21 protein-coding genes are annotated in these 17321 nt (G+C 50.5%); 4 read left to right on the top strand and 17 right to left on the bottom strand.

Annotated features, from left to right (window positions below; genetic code table 11):
- Positions 1-272: 272 nt before the first annotated feature.
- The 4 genes from G477_RS0101860 to G477_RS0101875 are packed head-to-tail and all read right to left on the bottom strand — an operon-like array spanning position 273 to position 3667.
- Positions 273-1847, bottom strand: a complete 1575-nt coding sequence (locus tag G477_RS0101860) for a PH domain-containing protein (protein ID WP_026696485.1) — start codon at positions 1845-1847, stop codon at positions 273-275.
- Positions 1840-2319: a PH domain-containing protein gene (locus G477_RS0101865; protein WP_026696486.1), complete on the bottom strand. Its 480-nt coding sequence runs from the start codon at positions 2317-2319 to the stop codon at positions 1840-1842. The genes G477_RS0101860 and G477_RS0101865 overlap by 8 nt, the downstream gene beginning before the upstream one ends.
- Before the next feature lie 12 nt (positions 2320-2331).
- Complete coding sequence (locus tag G477_RS0101870) at positions 2332-2541, bottom strand: hypothetical protein (protein ID WP_035210852.1); 210 nt, start codon at positions 2539-2541, stop codon at positions 2332-2334.
- Positions 2531-3667: a conserved virulence factor C family protein gene (locus G477_RS0101875; RefSeq protein ID WP_026696488.1), complete on the bottom strand. Its 1137-nt coding sequence runs from the start codon at positions 3665-3667 to the stop codon at positions 2531-2533. Before G477_RS0101875 ends, G477_RS0101870 begins: the two co-directional genes overlap by 11 nt.
- 97 nt (positions 3668-3764) lie before the next feature.
- Here G477_RS0101875 and G477_RS0101880 point away from each other — a divergent pair, with 97 nt between their 5' ends.
- Complete coding sequence (locus G477_RS0101880; RefSeq protein ID WP_026696489.1) at positions 3765-4502, top strand: metallophosphoesterase family protein; 738 nt, start codon at positions 3765-3767, stop codon at positions 4500-4502.
- Here G477_RS0101880 and G477_RS0101885 read toward each other — a convergent pair.
- The 5 genes from G477_RS0101885 to G477_RS0101905 all read right to left on the bottom strand — a co-directional run bounded on the left by G477_RS0101885 (position 4492) and on the right by G477_RS0101905 (position 6683).
- Positions 4492-4911 (bottom strand): TlpA disulfide reductase family protein, encoded by a 420-nt coding sequence (locus tag G477_RS0101885; RefSeq protein ID WP_026696490.1) that lies wholly within the window; start codon positions 4909-4911, stop codon positions 4492-4494. The two genes, G477_RS0101880 and G477_RS0101885, sit on opposite strands and share 11 nt — an antisense overlap.
- Positions 4912-4915: 4 nt before the next feature.
- A complete protein-coding gene (locus G477_RS0101890) occupies positions 4916-5167 on the bottom strand; it encodes a thioredoxin domain-containing protein (protein WP_035210857.1) in 252 nt (83 codons plus the stop codon).
- The gene (locus G477_RS0101895) at positions 5164-5778 is read right to left on the bottom strand and encodes a cyclase family protein (RefSeq protein ID WP_051287601.1); all 615 of its coding nucleotides are present in this window, start codon (positions 5776-5778) and stop codon (positions 5164-5166) included. The genes G477_RS0101890 and G477_RS0101895 overlap by 4 nt, the downstream gene beginning before the upstream one ends.
- Before the next feature lie 100 nt (positions 5779-5878).
- Positions 5879-6082, bottom strand: coding sequence for a hypothetical protein (locus G477_RS0101900; RefSeq protein WP_026696493.1), 204 nt, complete (start codon positions 6080-6082; stop codon positions 5879-5881).
- A gap of 43 nt (positions 6083-6125) precedes the next feature.
- Complete coding sequence (locus G477_RS0101905) at positions 6126-6683, bottom strand: cysteine hydrolase family protein (RefSeq protein ID WP_026696494.1); 558 nt, start codon at positions 6681-6683, stop codon at positions 6126-6128.
- Positions 6684-6852: 169 nt separating this feature from the next.
- Between G477_RS0101905 and cbpA the strand changes: the two genes are divergently transcribed.
- A complete protein-coding gene (cbpA, locus tag G477_RS0101910) occupies positions 6853-7482 on the top strand; it encodes a cyclic di-AMP binding protein CbpA (protein ID WP_026696495.1) in 630 nt (209 codons plus the stop codon).
- A gap of 95 nt (positions 7483-7577) precedes the next feature.
- Here cbpA and G477_RS0101915 read toward each other — a convergent pair whose 3' ends face one another.
- Both G477_RS0101915 and G477_RS0101920 read right to left on the bottom strand, forming a co-directional pair.
- Positions 7578-8024: a hypothetical protein gene (locus G477_RS0101915; RefSeq protein ID WP_026696496.1), complete on the bottom strand. Its 447-nt coding sequence runs from the start codon at positions 8022-8024 to the stop codon at positions 7578-7580.
- Entirely contained in the window at positions 8021-8383 is a 363-nt protein-coding gene (locus G477_RS0101920) for a YppE family protein (protein WP_035210860.1), read from the bottom strand. Before G477_RS0101920 ends, G477_RS0101915 begins: the two co-directional genes overlap by 4 nt.
- Positions 8384-8498: 115 nt before the next feature.
- Between G477_RS0101920 and recU the strand changes: the two genes are divergently transcribed.
- A complete protein-coding gene (gene recU, locus G477_RS0101925; protein WP_026696498.1) occupies positions 8499-9128 on the top strand; it encodes a Holliday junction resolvase RecU in 630 nt (209 codons plus the stop codon).
- Positions 9128-12016 (top strand): penicillin-binding protein 1A, encoded by a 2889-nt coding sequence (locus tag G477_RS18440; RefSeq protein WP_051287602.1) that lies wholly within the window; start codon positions 9128-9130, stop codon positions 12014-12016. Before recU ends, G477_RS18440 begins: the two co-directional genes overlap by 1 nt.
- Positions 12017-12652: 636 nt before the next feature.
- On the opposite strand, the gene nth is transcribed toward G477_RS18440, so the two are convergent.
- Genes nth through G477_RS0101960 form a run of 6 tightly spaced genes read right to left on the bottom strand, consistent with a single transcriptional unit; the run spans position 12653 to position 17302 of the window.
- On the bottom strand, positions 12653-13309 hold the full coding sequence (nth, locus tag G477_RS0101935) for an endonuclease III (RefSeq protein ID WP_026696499.1): 657 nt from the start codon (positions 13307-13309) through the stop codon (positions 12653-12655).
- Positions 13303-14010, bottom strand: a complete 708-nt coding sequence (locus G477_RS0101940) for a DnaD domain-containing protein (RefSeq protein ID WP_026696500.1) — start codon at positions 14008-14010, stop codon at positions 13303-13305. The genes nth and G477_RS0101940 overlap by 7 nt, the downstream gene beginning before the upstream one ends.
- Before the next feature lie 26 nt (positions 14011-14036).
- The gene (gene asnS / locus G477_RS0101945) at positions 14037-15326 is read right to left on the bottom strand and encodes an asparagine--tRNA ligase (protein ID WP_026696501.1); all 1290 of its coding nucleotides are present in this window, start codon (positions 15324-15326) and stop codon (positions 14037-14039) included.
- Positions 15327-15347: 21 nt separating this feature from the next.
- On the bottom strand, positions 15348-16535 hold the full coding sequence (locus G477_RS0101950; RefSeq protein WP_026696502.1) for a pyridoxal phosphate-dependent aminotransferase: 1188 nt from the start codon (positions 16533-16535) through the stop codon (positions 15348-15350).
- A gap of 42 nt (positions 16536-16577) precedes the next feature.
- The gene (locus G477_RS0101955) at positions 16578-17117 is read right to left on the bottom strand and encodes a DUF5590 domain-containing protein (RefSeq protein WP_026696503.1); all 540 of its coding nucleotides are present in this window, start codon (positions 17115-17117) and stop codon (positions 16578-16580) included.
- Positions 17114-17302 carry a YpmA family protein gene (locus G477_RS0101960; protein ID WP_026696504.1) on the bottom strand — a complete coding sequence of 63 codons (189 nt, stop codon included), beginning with the start codon at positions 17300-17302 and terminating at the stop codon, positions 17114-17116. Before G477_RS0101960 ends, G477_RS0101955 begins: the two co-directional genes overlap by 4 nt.
- Positions 17303-17321: the final 19 nt, after the last annotated feature.

Raw genomic sequence — 17321 nt, forward strand, 5'->3', positions numbered from 1 at the left:
CAGCTCCCTTCCGTGAGCCGGTTTCGTTATTACTATCTTCAGAAAAAACGCTTCCGACAATCCAAGACGGACGATCGGAAGCGTTTTTTTACTCGCTCAGCATCATGCACTTATTCATCAGCACCAACCATAGATCCTCTTGGCGAACGGCATGCGCCGCAGCTGCAGCCGTTTCGAATGACCGCCTCTTGTTCGGACCTGTGTGACATGCATGCTTCCAGGGCAGAGGTACTCTGAACGGCACCCGCTCAGCAGAAATTATCTCGCTGCTGTTACCTTTGAGGCGCGTCTTCAGCTTCACTCTCTCCTGTTTCATGCATTGTTGTATCCAGCATGCGGTTCTCGTCACCCAGACTGTATTGATACGAATACCAAAGCATGTAGCGTTCCTGCTGTGTACGACTGATGTGTTTCAAGGAGAAGGTTTTCCCAATCACTGTCGTAAGCACCGATACATACAGCGTATGAAGTTCATTCAGCCGCTGCAGGGGGTTCTGAGAGAATCCCATGTCTTGAATTCTTGGTCTTGGCAGGAGGACTTCACTTCGTGACACTGCTCTTGATTTCAAGCATAAATACTCATCAATCGTCGTCAGTCCTGCTGTCCTATACTGAACATAACCGAGCAGCCCTCCAAGAATGGGAAGCAGGAAGCTGATCCAGCCGTAGGAGAACGCATACGTGAGGACGGCGGCTGCTAGCAGCGTAGGTATCATCAGCTTGATCATATACCTTCTCATACTTTCTTTCGGAAGCCCTTCATAGTCCGGCTGCAGGGCATACTGTGGTGCAAGCTCCTTGAGAACGTCCTGTACCTGACTACGCTTGACGAGCGGCAGCAGAATCGTTGATAAATCTTCGTCTTTTGTGCCGCCGCCTGCACTCTCGACATACACGGCACAGTAACCGATCGGCTCACGAAGCAGATTCTGTACAATCCGGACGGCGTTGATACGGTCTGACTGAATCGTCAGCTGACGCTGTTCCAGGACACCTCGTGAAATATGAATATCCTTCCCCTGCTTTTTCACGGTAAAGTAGCCATATTTCAACGTAGTGGAGATGATCGTAAACACCCATGCAGACAAGAGGACGGTAACGAAAAACATTCCGACATAAACAATACTGGACTGGACAATCCATCCGACAGCCAGATTAAGAATCCAGTCGGGAAGGAATTGCGGAGCCTGGGATACGACAGCAGCAATGAACGTAGCTGCGATGCCAACACCGCTGGACGTCACCGCAGCGATGAGAAGCCTTGGTATACCAAGTTCCCATGAATAGGATATTGGCGTTTCCGCGGGTTCCTTCGCTGCAGGAGCATGATCCTGACGGCTCACCACATGATCCATTCCTTCGCTGATTTCTCCTGCATAGCCAAAAACGTGATTTTCTCTCTTTCTGCGCGTAAGCAGTTCTCCTTTAATCGCTTCAGCGGTCTCCCGTTTCAAGGCGATCAGACGGAATTCCGGTTCGCTGCCTCCCCCGGCGGTCTCAATTCTAAGCTCGACCAGTCCGAACAATCGTTGAAGAATGTTGGCATTAATGTCAATACTCTGTACGCGGTCGCGGCGGATAAAGCGGTTTTTTCGGAAAATCAGCCCCTGCTTCACCTGCAGTTCTTCAGGCTGCAGATAATACATGAAGCGCCACCAGCTGATGAACCCGTTCAACAGGGCAAAGAGTAGAATCAGACCAAAGACACCGAGCATGACAAACAGCGGCATGCCGTCGGATGTCTGCCCGAATATAAATACGACGACAAGCGTGATGAGCAATTGTTTCAAGCTGCTTAAGAAAGAGATAAAAACTGCGGCGGGGTGCTGCCGCTGCCAGCTATTCATCCGGATCTGCCTCCCTGGCGAGTCTGGCGATCTGATCACGCAGTTCATCCGCCTTTTCCGTTCGCAGCCCCGGGATTTCATGAATCGTCGCAGCGGTTGAGACCGTTACCGACGCAAGTTTGTAATGCCTCATAATCGGTCCTTGACGTGTATCGACATGCTGCACCCGGATCATAGGAATGATGACGCGCTCTTTCACCAGCACCCCGCGCATCAGTTCCACTTCGTTGTCGTATATCTGATAGCGCCACCTGTTCCATTTTAGTGTCTGCATAATAAATATGTTGAACATGGCTGTAAGCAGAAAAAGAGTGGCAAGAGCATAGAGGATCCATGAAGGCAGTTCCCATACCTGCATCAATCCCCAGTAGCCTGCAGGGATAAACAGTAGAAATAATGATTCAAAGGCCGCGCCTATTTTCCAGACGCGGCGTGTACGCTCCGCGAGCGGCTGATCCGGGAGTGCCCTCATAAGCCTCCTCCTTTACTCATCCGTCTCATCCACATAGATGATTTCGACACCCTGCTCTTCAAGATACTGCAGCACCCGCTTATTGAGATCCTCGTCTCTCAACAGTCCAAGCGGTGCTGCCAGTTCCAGTTCCTTCAAGTGCCCTTTTTCTGCGTCCTGTACCAGTTCCAGTACTTCTTCCAGGTTCCGTTCTTCGAGTTCTTTTTTGATATCATTGTCCATTCTCATTATCCCCCTTGTCCTGATCAAACGCTTCTGCCATCTGCTTCCATACTGATCCTTTTGCCGCCTCGCCGCCTTCAATTCTGGCGGCTGCAAGCTTCGCCTGGAGGGAGACTTCGAATTCAGGATCTTCTTCCGCTTTTTTCAGCGCCGGCAGCGCGGTGTCATCGCCGACTTCATACAAAAACATGGCCGCGCGCCAGCGGACGAGCCTGCTCTTATCTTCTAAAGCCCGGATCATAGCCGGTATTCCTTTTTCGCTTCCAATATCCGAGAATGCATCGCCTGCTGTTCTGCGGACGGTTACCGACTTGTCTTCCATTGCCTGTTCCAGATACGGAAGAACTTCTTCTGTTTCAATCATCCCGAGATAAACAACCGCCAGGCGTCGGATCGATGACTTTTCATCGTGAAGTGCTTTCTCCAGTACCGGGAGATCCTCGATTTTTGGATCCATTTTATCCAGATAGGAGAAGCGAGTACGCCAGTCTGGTTCATCCAGCATATCCAACGTCACAGTCAGCCAGTCCCGTTCGACTTTTTTCTTCTCCGGTGCTGCTGCTTCCTGGACGAGCTGCCGGAGTCTTGCCTCATCATAAGACGCTTCAAGTTCCTCTTTCACATCAACCGCTGTCTCGTGAAGATCGCCATACCTGGCACGCTGTTCCTCCCAGCGCCTCATCATGACGATATTGTCTTCCGGAAGTGCAGCCTCACCTGCGGCAGCAGCAAACCGGTCAGCAAGAGCTTCCCTTTTTTCTTCCTCTCCATCGGTCACGCGTACCTGCATCGGAATCGATTTAAACGTCTGTACGAACACCTGAATCTCTCCGTAGTGCTCATCGATTTGTGCTCTCTGCTCTTCCGCTTCTTCACCGAACACCCGCTTCACCTGCGGGAGGATCGTCTGCCAGTCGCTTTTCGGATGACGGTCAACCGCGATGAAGTCCGCCACATGGTAAACACTTTTGACTCCCTCAATCTGCAGAATATCTTTCACAAACGACGGTGCCTGATCCGCAGTATCAGGCTTATAGTTGTTTGCATCACCTGAAGGAAGCGCATCACTCAGCGTCAGTTTCATCGTGTGCGGGCTTGGCGTCGGTTCGATTGCAGTAATTTTCATCAAAAATACCTCCATCTATTAGTAACAGCAGTTTCGACTGGTCCTCTCTGTCCTTCTCTGATACAGTATCACCAAATGCTTTGAAGGAGAGGATAACATGAAAACTGCACTTTTATCTGATATTCACGGGAATGAACAGGCCCTGCATGCTGTATTAGAAGACGCATCATCCGCGGGCGTATCTGATTACATCTGTCTCGGTGATATTGCTTTTAGAGGACCGAAGCCGAAAGCTTCGCTCGACCTCGTTCGTTCGGTAACGGATCGTGTCATTGTCGGCAATGCAGATTTATGGACGGTCCGCGGGATCAAGGATGGTGAAGTGCCTGACGCTGCTCTGGAGATGATGAGAGTCGAACAGACGTTTACTGCTTCGCAGCTGAGCAGTGATGACATCAGCTACCTCCACGCGCTGCCGGTTCATCTCGATATCCCGCTTACAAACAAGCGGCGGCTGTTCGCCTTTCATGCTGAACCGGAGGATCCATTTCCACCGGTCCGGGCCGACGCACCGTCAGAAGCTTTTGAATCCTGGTTTGATGCCCATCCGCAGGCAGAGTTTTTTGCCTATGGTCACATCCACACGGCCCATGAGCGTCATATGGCGGGAAGAAAAATCATCAACACAGGAAGCATCGGTCTGCCATTTGATGGGGACCCTGCCGCTTCCTACGTTATCATCCACCGGACGGACAGCGGGATCCATACGGAACACAGAAGAGTTCAGTATAATGTAGACCAGGCGGTTCAGGACCTTCACGACACCGGCTATCCGGCCCAGGCAGTCCCTCTGCTCGAACATGTCTACCGGAACGGATCCCTGCCTACATCATAACATTCGCAATAGCCGGCATCATTTCCTGGATGGAGGACTTATCATGGAACTTCGCTTCCAGTCCTCCATTTTTATTCACCACCACGGTCGTCGGCAGCGTCATTGCCTGGTAGGCATCGTACGTTTTCTGCCCATCATCCTGTAGAGATAAAAATGGATACTCCTGCTTTTCGTAGTGCTCCAGCCCTGCTTCCCTGCTTCCTTCACGGCCGGGGACATGAATCATGACGACCTGCAGTTCACTAGACGTCATCGCTTCGTATAATGTACGCTTTGCTTCCAGATCTCTCTGGCAGTCAGGGCACCAGGAGACCCAGAACGTCAAAAGAAGCGGCTTCCCCTGAAAGTCTTCGAGCGACCATTCTTGTTCTCCTGTTATTTCCGGCAGCGTAAATGCTGGTACTGTCATTTCATCACCTCGTTAAAAATTCATACATCGCTGTAATATCCTGCATAGCGTACATCCGCGCTTCAGGGATATTGTTTACCGTCTTCATCAGGCAGGGAACACTGGTGATTTCCCAGTCCACAGCCGTCTGCGGATACTCGCTGATATTTTTTCTTTCTACTTGAATATCCCCCGATGCTTCCAGTATATCAAGCCAGGCTGACGCTGTCGCGCAGGTGCCGCAGAGCGGGGTATAGAAAAACCAGTACTGTGTCATACGGTGACCGGCCTCAATACAGCCCGGACCGGGGCACCGTCTCTACCTTTTAATGCCAGCGGCTGAGCTGCGAGGTCGTACGTTCCCGCCCGCGCCTCCCGGAAGCGGAGCCCCTCCAGAATAATGATGCGGTTCTCCCGGCAGGCATGATGGGCCGGCAGCACCTTGCTTTCAAGCGGATCTATGGAAGGACCATCAATGCCGATCAGCCGGATCCCCTCCTCCGCTAAAAGGTGCACGGCCTCTGCCGTCAGAACAGGAAATTGTTCGTATCCATGTCCATGATCACTCGTTCGAATCAGCAGCCGTGTTTCGGAGAAAGGCTTGTGGCTCTCCAAATGTGCTGCAGTTATGGTGTCTTCTCCATACATTTCGATGACCCTGCACGTGCCGATACAGGCATCAAGCGGGACGTCCTCAATGGTTATACCGTCCTGATCATAGTGAAAAGGGGCATCCATGTGCGTGCCTGTGTGCGTGCTCATCGTGACAGCAGAGACGTTAACCGCCTCCCCTTCCGAGATGGACATGGTAGTCCGAAACTGTACCGCTTCATCCCCAGGCCAGACTTCCATCGCTTCTTCTATGTACTGGCTTATATCAATCAGCATATTCATGCTCCTTCCTCTCACACAGCGAGAGCCGTCCCAGTGTCTGCCAGGGACGGCCGCCGGTGAAGCACCTTGTTTATCTACGTGCAGAAGCAGACGGTTATTCTTCTCCGTGCTTACGCTCCAGCTGTGTTTCTGACCATTCAAAGAGCCTTCTGGCAAGTTCATCCACTTCGACTTCCATGTGGTATCCGATTTTGAATTCCTGTTTCGCATTTTCGTCCAGCCGTAAATAGGAGTTCTTCAATTCCTGGGCGGCGTGCGCTACATCTTCCAGCTTTTTTCTAGTTCCATGCAGTTCCATTCAGCATCCCTCCTACTGCAGACGTACCCTGCCAATCCATTGGTCAATCCTGTTTTTTTCCTTCCACTACGGCCCCTAGCGTATTTTCAAAATGACGAAGCGCCCAGGCATGTCCTTCCGGATCAAAGCTCTCTACTGCATCGGCGTGAATCGTCATATCAAAGCCTTGATTATATGCATCCACCGCGGTATGCAGGATGCAGATATCGGTGCAGACGCCGGCCAGATGGATCGACGTAATTCCCCGTTCGCGAAGCTTTTGTGCGAGCGGCGTTCCCGCAAAAGCGCTGTACCTCGACTTATCCATCCAATAATACTGCTCCGGTTCCAGTTCAGCCATCGTCTCACCAGTCTGTCCATACAGACGCCGGCCTTTTGTGCCAATAATGTTGTGCGGCGGGAACAAATTCGTTTCAGGATGCCAAGGATCCTGCTGTTCATGCGCATCCACTGCAAAAACGAGGAAGTCCTGTTGTTCCACTGCCTGCTCAATGAGCCCTGCCACTGCGGAATCGATGGCTTGACCGCGCTCTCCGCACGTCAGCCTTCCATCATCCGCAACAAAATCTTCGGTATAATCAATGATGATCCATGCTTCCATGATCGTCTCCTCCATCCGCAGACTATCTCTGCTTTTTCAATCTGCAGCCTCTTCGTTCGACCTGTTCAACAGTACTATCATACCATACAACTGGAAAACAGGTTTCCAATGCTGCCTTGTTTGTTCTATAATAGAGAAACTCAGGGTAAAAAAGAAAGGGTTGAATAACATGAAAATTAAGTACAATATCATTCCGGCAGAAAACGTCGTCACCTGCCATGATCAGATGACGGTCGCTGAAGCAAGAAAAACACTCGAAGAAAGCGGGTACCGCTGTATTCCCGTTCTCGACAAAACCGGCACACAGTTTAAAGGCAATATTTATGCGCAGGTGCTTTACAGAGAGCTGCTGTATAACGACAGCAGCGAGACCGACAACATTCTTTCCTTAGTCGAAGATGAATTTGTACATATTGACGAACAGGCATCGTTCTTTCGAGTGTTCACAAACATTAAACGCTACCCTTACCTTGCGGTCATCGACGAACAGCAGCGTTTTTCCGGCATTTTGACGCACGCTAACGTGATGGAGCTGCTGGAAGACTCCTGGGGCATTGAGAGAGGAAATTACACAATGACCATTTCCACTCATGAGTATCAAGGTGCATTAAGTACGATTATGGACAGCATCAAAAAGTTCTCCACTATTCACAGCATGATGACACTCGATAATGACAGCACGTTTTTCAGAAGAGTGATTGTCACGCTGCCGAAAGAAACAACCGAGGCCCTGCTTGATCAGCTCGTGCAGCATCTGGAAAAAGAAGGATTCCGCGTCTTCGACATCGAGCGCATTTAATGCTTCATACGAAACCGGATGACCCGGGACTGCAGCTCCGCTTCGCTTCGTCCCGGCAGGACCGCCCCTGACATCCATCAGGGCGGTCCTCTTCTTTATTCGTCCTCATCACTTCTTCTCCCAATTGCTTCGATCACAGGCTCGCCATCATCTTCGCCGAGATAGAAAAAACGAGTTCTCGTTTCTTCCGTGACCGCTCCGCCTTCTTCAATTTCATACGTGATCGTCATCCGGATCCGCTCTTCCTCGTACTCATTAACTTCAGGCACTGTCTCTTCTACCGCTGCTACTCTCTCGATGGTTCTCGAGGAAACGAGCTGCTGATGATAGCGGCGTTCGTTGTGATACCCGTGGTTATTCAGAATGTAATACGGTTCCATGTAGCTGAAGCTGCCACTTTCCAGGCTCTCTTCCCAGTCATCCAGATAGCTGAGAATAAACGCTTCTTCATCTTCTGCATTCCGGTTATCATCCTCCCACTCCCCCTGCCCGCCACAGGCAGTGAGAAGCAGCAATAGAATTGCTGCGTTCAACAGCTTCATGCTTCCACCGCCTGTTCAACCATGGACAGCGTATAATGAATGGATTTATACCGCTCCTGGAATCGTTTCTTCTTCGTATCCTGCTGGAAGCAGGTAACAGCTGCCATCTCCATGTTCTCGAGCATCGTATCGATCTGCTGCTCATGCAGATACGCTGGCTTCTCCGTTTGTATCATGCTTCTTACGAGCGGCTCCCATTCCTCTACTGTTTGTCTCACGCTGTCGGCGAACGGTTTGACGTCCTGATAAAAGTCTGCTTCTTCCCCACCGAGACGGTGCCGTTCAAAATACGTTTTTGCCTCATCGGTCTTCTTTTTCAACTCGACCGTTAATTCGATTAATCTGCTATATGTGCTCATGCTGTTCACCTCAGAGCGATTGTAACAAATTCTCTATTTTCCTGCGATAGTATTGCCTCCGCTGTTTGTTGTGATACCATTAATGGATGATTCCAGCGGTCTGGAGGGAAGCAAGTTGACTATACATTATCCGAATGGAAAAAAATTTGTTAAAAAGCGTATCTCCACAGATAAAAATAACGTCAAACAACATGAGAACACATTCTCGAACCGGGGAATGCGTTTTGAAGAGGATATTCAGGAGTCCTGTGCGTTCTATCTTGCCAGAGACAAAGCGGTGATTCACAAGAAACCAACCCCCCTGCAGATTGTGCGGGTGCACTACCCGAAACGGAGTGCAGCGGTAGTGACGGAAGCGTATTTTCAGCAGCCGTCCACCACAGATTTCAATGGGGTTTACCGGGGCCGCTATGTCGACTTTGAAGCGAAGGAAACGCGCAACAAAACGAGTTTTCCTCTGAAAAACATTCATGCTCATCAGATTGATCACATGAAGCAGGCAGAAGCCCACGGCGGAACATGCTTTCTGTTGATGCATTTCCGCGCACACAAAGAAGTCTATCTTGTTCCTGCAGCCGTGATCGTCGACTGGTACGAAAATAAAGATAAAACGAGAAAATCCATTCCGAAAAAAGACATTGAAGCGGCAGGCTATCATGTACCTGTCGGTTTTCTGCCGAGGATCGATTTTCTCAAGGCTGTGGATGACTACATCGACAGTCAAGACAGAAAGGAAGATGAGTGATGGCAGAAGAGCTGTCCAGAAAGAAAAGACGGGAAACATCTAAAAAACCGGAAAAGAACAAGAAAAAAAGCCGAGGCCTGATTAAGAAGACGCTGATAGCCCTGCTGCTGCTTCTTGCCGTCGGTATTGTCGCAGGAGGTATTACCGCATTCGCCATCATTCGGGATGCTCCTCCTCTGGACCATGACCGGCTCACACTCGAACAGAATCCAGAGATTCTGGACCGGGAGGGTGAAGTCATTACGACGCTGCAGTCTTCTGAGAACAGACGCTCTGCAGACATAGAAGAAGTGCCGCAGGTGATGATCGATTCTGTTCTCGCCATTGAAGATGCACGATTCTACGACCACTTCGGTGTTGATATCCGCCGCCTCGGCGGTGCCGTGTTAGCGAACGTCCGCGGCGGCTTCGGCGCTGAGGGAGCGAGCACCATTACGCAGCAGGTGGTGAAAAACCTGTTCCTCGATTTCGATAAAACGATGACCAGAAAGCTGCAGGAACAGTACCTTGCCGTTCAAATGGAACAGCAGTATACAAAAGATCAGATTTTGGAAATGTACATGAATGCGATCTACTTCTCCGACGGCCGTTACGGTATTGTCGAAGCGTCCAACTATTATTTCAACAAAGATCTGTCAGAGCTTAACATTGAAGATGCTGCTCTGCTTGCAGGAATTCCGCAGCGTCCGAACGCACACAATCCGTTCAATCATCCGGAACAGGCAGAGAACCGTCGTAATGTCGTCATCAATCAGATGGTTCACTATGATAAAATCACGGAAGAAGAAGGAGAGGCCGCAAAAGCGGTGCCTGTCTCCGAACAGCTGGAACAGACCGAACGTGACACGAATGCCTACCAGTCCTATATCGATCAGGTGCTGAATGAAGTGGAAGCGATTGACGGTATCGAATCGTCCGATATTTATACTGGGGGATTAACGATTCACACGAACCTCGACCAGGACCTTCAGAGCCATGTTGAAGGATTGATTCAAAGCGGAGAGGTCATTCAGTTTCCTGATGAACTGATGCAGGCCGGTGTTACCGTGATGGATACTGCAAGTGGAGAAGTTCAGGCTATCGGCGGCATCCGGGAAGCGTCCGAAACCCTGCGCGGCTATAACTGGGCCACGAATCCTTCCAGGTCGGTCGGCTCTACGGCCAAGCCGATTTTTTCCTACGGCCCCGCTATTGACGTAGAGCAGTGGTCCACATACGAACAAATTGCAGATGAACCATATCAGTATCAGACCGAAGACAGAGAAGTGCGTAACTTTGACCGCAGTCATCGTGGTGATGTTTCCATGAGGGAAGCACTCCGGGACTCTTTGAACGTCCCTGCAGTCAAAGCACTGAATGAAGCGGGGATGGACAATAGTGAATCCTTTGCCCGCGGGCTGGGCATGGATTTCGAGACGATGAATGAATCCTTCGCTCTCGGAACGAATGAAGCCTCCTCCATGGAAATGGCCGGCGCTTATGCAGCCTTCGGCAGTGGAGGAGTGTATAACGAACCTCATACCGTCACCCGGGTCGAATTTCCGGATGGTCAGGAAATCGATCTGGCACCGGAAGGAACGAATGCGATGAATGATTATACCGCCTACATGGTGACCGACATGCTCCGGGATGTCATCACCGATGGAACAGCTGCGAGAATGCAGATGAACGGTTTTGATGTTGCTGGTAAAACCGGCTCTTCGAACTTCCAGGATGAGGACCGGGAACAATACGGAATTCCGGCGGATGCCGATGCCATTCCTGATGCCTGGTTTGTCGGCTATTCACCAGAACTGACGACGTCAGTGTGGACCGGCTATCCGAGCTTTAACGACGGGTATATTGATCGTGCAGCGAACGAACACCATATTTCACAGGACTTGTTCCAGGAAGTGATGAATTTCGCCCATGATGAAAACAGCAGCAGCTTTACAAGACCGGATTCCGTGATCGAAATGGACATCGAAGCCGCGACGGGCATGCTGCCAAGTGATTTTACACCGGAGAGTGAGATTATTCAGGAGCTCTTTGTTCGAGGGACGGAGCCGGGAAGCGTCTCAGAGGAATTCGAAATAGAAGAAGCTTCCGGTATTCAGAATCTATCAGCCTCCTACAACGAAGCATCTGATTCTATTGAAGCATCGTGGAGTTTCCCGGAAGAAGAGCTTGAATTCTTTAACTTCAACGTAGAAGCAGTTTCAGATGGTTCGGTACAGGCTGAAGAAAGAACCGATGCCATGTCCTTCTCCTTCACCAATCCGCAGCCGGGAAGCACCTATACGATCAGAGTAACCCCAGTGGATGCCGATGACGGCAGTTCCGCCGGCGATGCAGCTGAAGTTCAGGTTACCATTCCGGATGATGAGTTAGAAGAAGAAAATGAGAACATGGAAGAGAACAACGACAACAACAACGAACCAAACGACCTGAATGAAGAAGAGAACGCCAACGAAAACCAGGATAACAACATGAACAATAACAACAACGGTACGAACGAGACGGACAATGAGGGAAATAACGTGGAGGCACCGGAAGAAAATACAGCTGAACCCGAAAATAACGGTGCGGACAACGCCCCTCAAAACAACGCACCAGCGAATAACTCCGGAGGTGAAAACAGCAGTAACGGGCAGACCTCCGGCGTGGAAAACAACGCCACAAACAGTAACAATAATAATAGTAGTAATAACAACGCTAACGCTTCTACCAGCAGCTCAAATGGTAACAACCAGAATAACAGCAACGCCTCTACCAGCAGCTCAAATGGTAACAACCAGAACAATAGCAGCGCCTCTACCAGCAGTGCCGATGAAAACAGTCAAAACAACAGCGAAGCCGGCACTAACAACAATTCGAATGAGACTACGAGCAACGGAAACAATCAATAACAGGGCTTACAGCCAGGAAACGAGCCCAGCACGTCCGCGCAGCTGTCAGCACGCCGGAAGCATTCTGCTTCCGGCGTGTCGTTTTTGGAGATCCGAACCTGCTTTCCCTGGAAGCCGATGTCCTGACGAATTACCTGCCATGGGCGCCGGTGATGCAGGAATCCTTTGTTTCTAAACTATCATAAGCGTCACCGGACGCCGATTGACCTTATCCCGCTCTTAAAAAAAGAAGATGACATACGGCTTTTGGCGTGCCCGAGCAGAAGGCGACGGTACAGAAGCAGCGACCGGTTTTCTTGCGACGAGTAAACGCAGGAGCACAGTCCGAACATCCTCATTCGCTCCGCGAATGATCGTTGAGGGCAGCGCCCCTTGACAAGCGTCCGCCGAAAACGAAGGAAATCGGCGTAAACGTTGTTTCCACACCCCAACATATATTTTAGAACCTTCTTTGACGACGACTCTCGCCAGGAAGCCTGGGAATGATTGGCTATGAGCCTGCTGTGTTATGTCTATGTAAAAACGAAACGCTTCCGACAATCCACTGGGATCATCGGAAGCGTTTTTTCTTATTTGGAACTTTTGGCGCAAGACTCTGCCTGTCGGCATGATAGAAGACGAACGAGAGCGTGCAGCTTATTCACCCGATACGTGCTTCATACGCTTTTTCCCTTCCCGGCAGATGTCCTGGAGCGGACATACCGGACAGGACGGCTTTTGGGATTTACAATGATACCTTCCGAAGAAAATCATCCGGTGGTGAGTAGCCGACCATTCTGATTCCGGTATTTTTTTCATCAATGTTTTCTCTACTTCCAGTACCGAGTCCTTCCACCTGCATAAGCCAAGCCTTTTGCTTACACGTTCTACGTGGGTATCAACGGCGATCGCCGGTTCGTCAAAAGCCACAGAAGCAACGACGTTCGCCGTTTTCCGGCCGACGCCGGCGAGCTTCATCAATTCGTCCCGCTCCCGGGGTACCTTACCGTCATGGTCATCAAGCAGCGCACGACAGAGCTTCTGAATGTTCTTCGCTTTACTCCGGAAGAGGCCGATCCGCCGGATGTCGTTCTCCAGTTCCTCTAGCGGCACGGCAAGGTAATCTTCCGGCGTACGGTATTTTCGGAATAGATCCGGCGTTACTTTGTTCACGAGCGCATCCGTTGCCTGAGCCGACAGAACTACCGCCACAGTGAGCTCCATAGCATTGCTGTGCGTCAGTTCACAGTCCGCATCCGGATACATCGACTCAAACGTGTCCAGTACTCTTCTGATCTGTGTCTTGTTCAGCATAAGGAGGACCCGCCCTCCAGCCAGTTGTATCCTGGAGCAGGTTTGACTGATGACTGCTGCGGTGCTTTCTTTTTATGATGACGCCGCACGGATTCCCCGTGTTCTTTTGCCTGATCGAGGGTCTGAATACCGCTTCGCTTCCACTCGTGAAGGATGCGGTCGACGTAGCGGAAATTGATTTTCGACGAAATGACGGCTTCGCGAAGAGCGCCTTCAATCAGCTGAGGAGAATGACCATCCTCATCCAGCCACATCGAGATCATTTCCATTTCCATCGGTGTCAGTGGTCTGGCGAACTCCTCTTCAAAACTAGAGAAAAGTCGTCCTTCCAGCATGCGCCGCTCTTCGTCCTCCTGCTGCTGATCCTCGCTGCAGAGATAATCGTACAGTTTCTCATAAAGCGGATCGGTCAGTATGCATTCTGTTCTGCGCTGCTGGATGACCATTTCTTCAATTTGAAGAAAACCAGCAGCACAAAGTCCGTTCAGCAGTCTGGAACACTCCTGTTCGTCGGCTGTCATCCGCTCTGCCAGGTGATGGGGGGAAGGAAGTTCCACTCCTTCCTCCTTCCACTGAATGACGTGGAGCAGCGCTGTAAATTGAGCGTCATTCAATCCCAGCTCCTTGTAATGGCTTATCAGCAGTGCGGGAATCTGTAGATGGCGCTGCTGCATCCATTGAACAGCTTGTGCTCGTTTCATCTGCATCGATCCTTTCCTTCTTCAGCTTACGGGTAGAGACGGTTGAGCAGACGCGGAAACGGAATTGTCTCCCGGACATGCTCTATACCGGCGATCCATGCTACCGTCCTCTCCAATCCCAGACCAAATCCGGAATGAGGCACGGAGCCGTATTTTCTCAAGTCCATATACCACTGATAAGCATCTGCAGACAGGTTATGTTCATCATACCGCTGCTGCAGCAGTGCTTCATCATCTATACGCTGAGATCCGCCGATGATTTCTCCGTATCCTTCCGGTGCGATCAAATCTGCACAGAGAACTACATCATCCCGGTCCGGATGCGGCTTCATGTAAAATGCCTTAATGTCCTTCGGATAATTTGTTATAAAGACAGGTTTCTCATACGCTTCGGCGATCGCTGTTTCATGCGGAGCGCCGAAATCCTCTCCCCATTCGATCTCATGTCCTTCCTTCTGCAGAAACGCTACTGCATCGTCATAGCTGATGCGCGGAAATGGTGCTTGAATTTTTTCCAGTGCCCCCGTGTCTCTCTCGAGCGCTTCCAGCTCCTGTGCACAGTTCGCGAGTACTGCTTCCGCGATAAACGAGACATACTGTTCCTGGAGCTCCAGGCTCTCTTCATGATCCATAAATGCCATTTCGGGTTCTATCATCCAGAACTCGATGAGATGCCGGCGTGTCTTCGACTTTTCAGCTCGAAAAGTAGGACCGAACGAAAATACTTTATTAAATGCCATAGCTGCAGCTTCCATATAGAGCTGGCCACTCTGAGACAAATAGGCATCTTCGTCAAAGTATTTCGTATGAAACAGATTCGTCGTCCCCTCTGCGGAAGAGCCCGTCAGGATCGGCGGATCAATTTTGACGAATCCTTCCTGATTAAAGAACTCGTAGGTAGCCCGGATAATTTCATTACGAATTACCATAACCGCATGCTGCTTTTTTGAGCGCAGCCATAGATGGCGGTGGTCCATGAGGAATTCCGTTCCGTGTTCTTTCGGTGTGATCGGATAATCAACTGCTTCGTGGATCACTTCCACTCCTGTCACCCCGAGTTCATACCCGGAAGGAGCCCGGTCGTCCGCCTTGACCACCCCGGTGACATACAGCGAGCTTTCCTGGCTGATCTCTTTGATCTGCTGAAACGCTTCCTCTCCTACGTCGCTCTTGACGACAACGCCTTGAATGAAACCCGTCCCATCCCGCAGCTGCAGGAATGCAATTTTCCCGCTGGATCGTTTATTCGCCAACCAGGCGCCGATCGTGACCTCTTCGTTTTCATGACTGCCAATCTGTTTAATCGTTGTTTTCAAAAAAAGACCCTCCATCCAGCATCATTGATTCATTGTATTTTTCACAAAAGTTTCGATCCGGTCCAGCGCTGCCTCAAACTGATCCAGGCTCGTCGCGTAGCTCAGTCTGATATTATCCGGAGAACCAAAGCCATCCCCTGGTACGACAGCGACCTTGGCGTCTTCCAGCAGAGCTTCCACCCATTCATTCACATTCGCGTACGGACTTGCTTCTACCGCTTCACGTACATTCGGGAACAAGTAGAACGCCCCCTGCGGCTTTTGACAGCTGAATCCCGGTATATCATTCACTTTGTCGATGACGGTGTTCAGCCGCTCTTCAAATGCCTGACGCATCGTCTCGACAGAACCGTCCTCTTTTGTGTAGGCAGCAATCGCTCCGTGCTGAGCCATGACCGCCGGGTTCGATGTCGTGTGACTCGCCAGGTTCGACATGCTTTTGATGATATCTGCCCGTCCCGCCGTATAGCCGATTCTCCAGCCGGTCATAGAATGGGATTTGGATACGCCATTGACGACCAGCGTCTGCTCTTTTAACTCTGGAGAAAGCTGGGCAATTGATATGTGTTTTTGGCCGTCATAAAGAAGCTTTTCGTAAATTTCATCAGAAATAATCAGGATGTCCTTTTCGAGGCACAACTCCCCAATTTCACGAAGTTCTTCTTCCGAATACGTCATTCCTGTCGGGTTGGACGGTGAATTGATCACCAACGCCTTCGTGTTCGGTGACAAGGCTCCGGCAATCTGCTCCCTCGTAGCCTTGAACTGATTTTCCTCTTTCCCTTCAACGTATACCGGAATCCCTCCGGCAATTTTCACCTGTTCTGGATAGCTGACCCAGTAAGGAGTCAGAATAACGACTTCTTCGCCGTCCTGCAGAATCGTCTGAAAAATCGAGGACAGGGAATGCTTCGCCCCAGTAGAAACAATAATATTCTCCGGTTGATAATCAAGATGGTTATCTTCTTTGAATTTTGTGCATATGGCTTCTTTCAGCGCGGGCAGTCCTGCAGCCGGCGTATATTTCGTATGACCGTCTTTCATCGACTGACAGCTTGCCTCGATGATGTAGTCCGGTGTATTAAAATCCGGTTCGCCTGCACCGAGCCCGATGACATCATGACCCTCCTCTTTCAGCTGTTTCGCCTTTGCAGTAATCGCAAGGGTCGACGACGGGGTTATGGATTCAACTTTACTGGAAAATTTCAAGTGTATCTCTCCTCCTCATCAGAATAAAATGCCGAAGCAGCTCTACAGCGGCTGCTCAGCGAAATGAAAACTGCCGGCATAGGACCCATCTTCAAAAGAAACGTACAGGTAGCCGAACTGCTCATCCTCGTTGATGTAGTGTACTTCATAGACCGGTTCTCCTCCACGGATCCCCAGCTTCGTATGACGCCATTGGACAGGGGACGCTTCCGCCGCTGCGGTTTCCCTCGCGGCATCCGGGGAAATGCCGGCTTCTGCATCGCGGATCACGACAGACGGTTCCCAGTCGGATGCTGCTTCCTCTTCGTCCCCTGCTTCCTCTTCCAGGTCATCCGGCTCTTCTTCAACCCAGATAAACTGACGGATCCCCTCTTCATTGGTGATGTCAAAAACCTGGTAGGAGGCGTCCCCGTGATAAAAATCGACGGCATGCACTTCTGCAACAGCGGCTTCTGCCGATGCGGTTTGCAAAGCCGCTTCCTGACGTTCTTCCAACGGCGACTGGGATGCCTGGTACGTATAATAGAACATGCCTCCGCCTGCAGCCGTCAGCAGCAGGATGACAAGAATCAGGATTCTCATGAGTCATTCGTTCCCTTCGTATCATAGATGGAGAGAATCATCGATTCTTCATCTTCTGGATCGAGTGCCAGTCCAAACATCAGCTCCCGGTCTTTGAGTGTCCGGTTGAGCACATCGACAATTTTATACGCATCGCTGGACTTTTGAAACGTGGCTCTATTTAACAATTTGATCTCATCATCCATCCTGATTCCTCCTTCGGGC

This window comes from Alkalicoccus chagannorensis DSM 18086 (assembly GCF_000429725.1).
GTDB classification, from domain to species: domain Bacteria; phylum Bacillota; class Bacilli; order Bacillales; family Salisediminibacteriaceae; genus Alkalicoccus; species Alkalicoccus chagannorensis.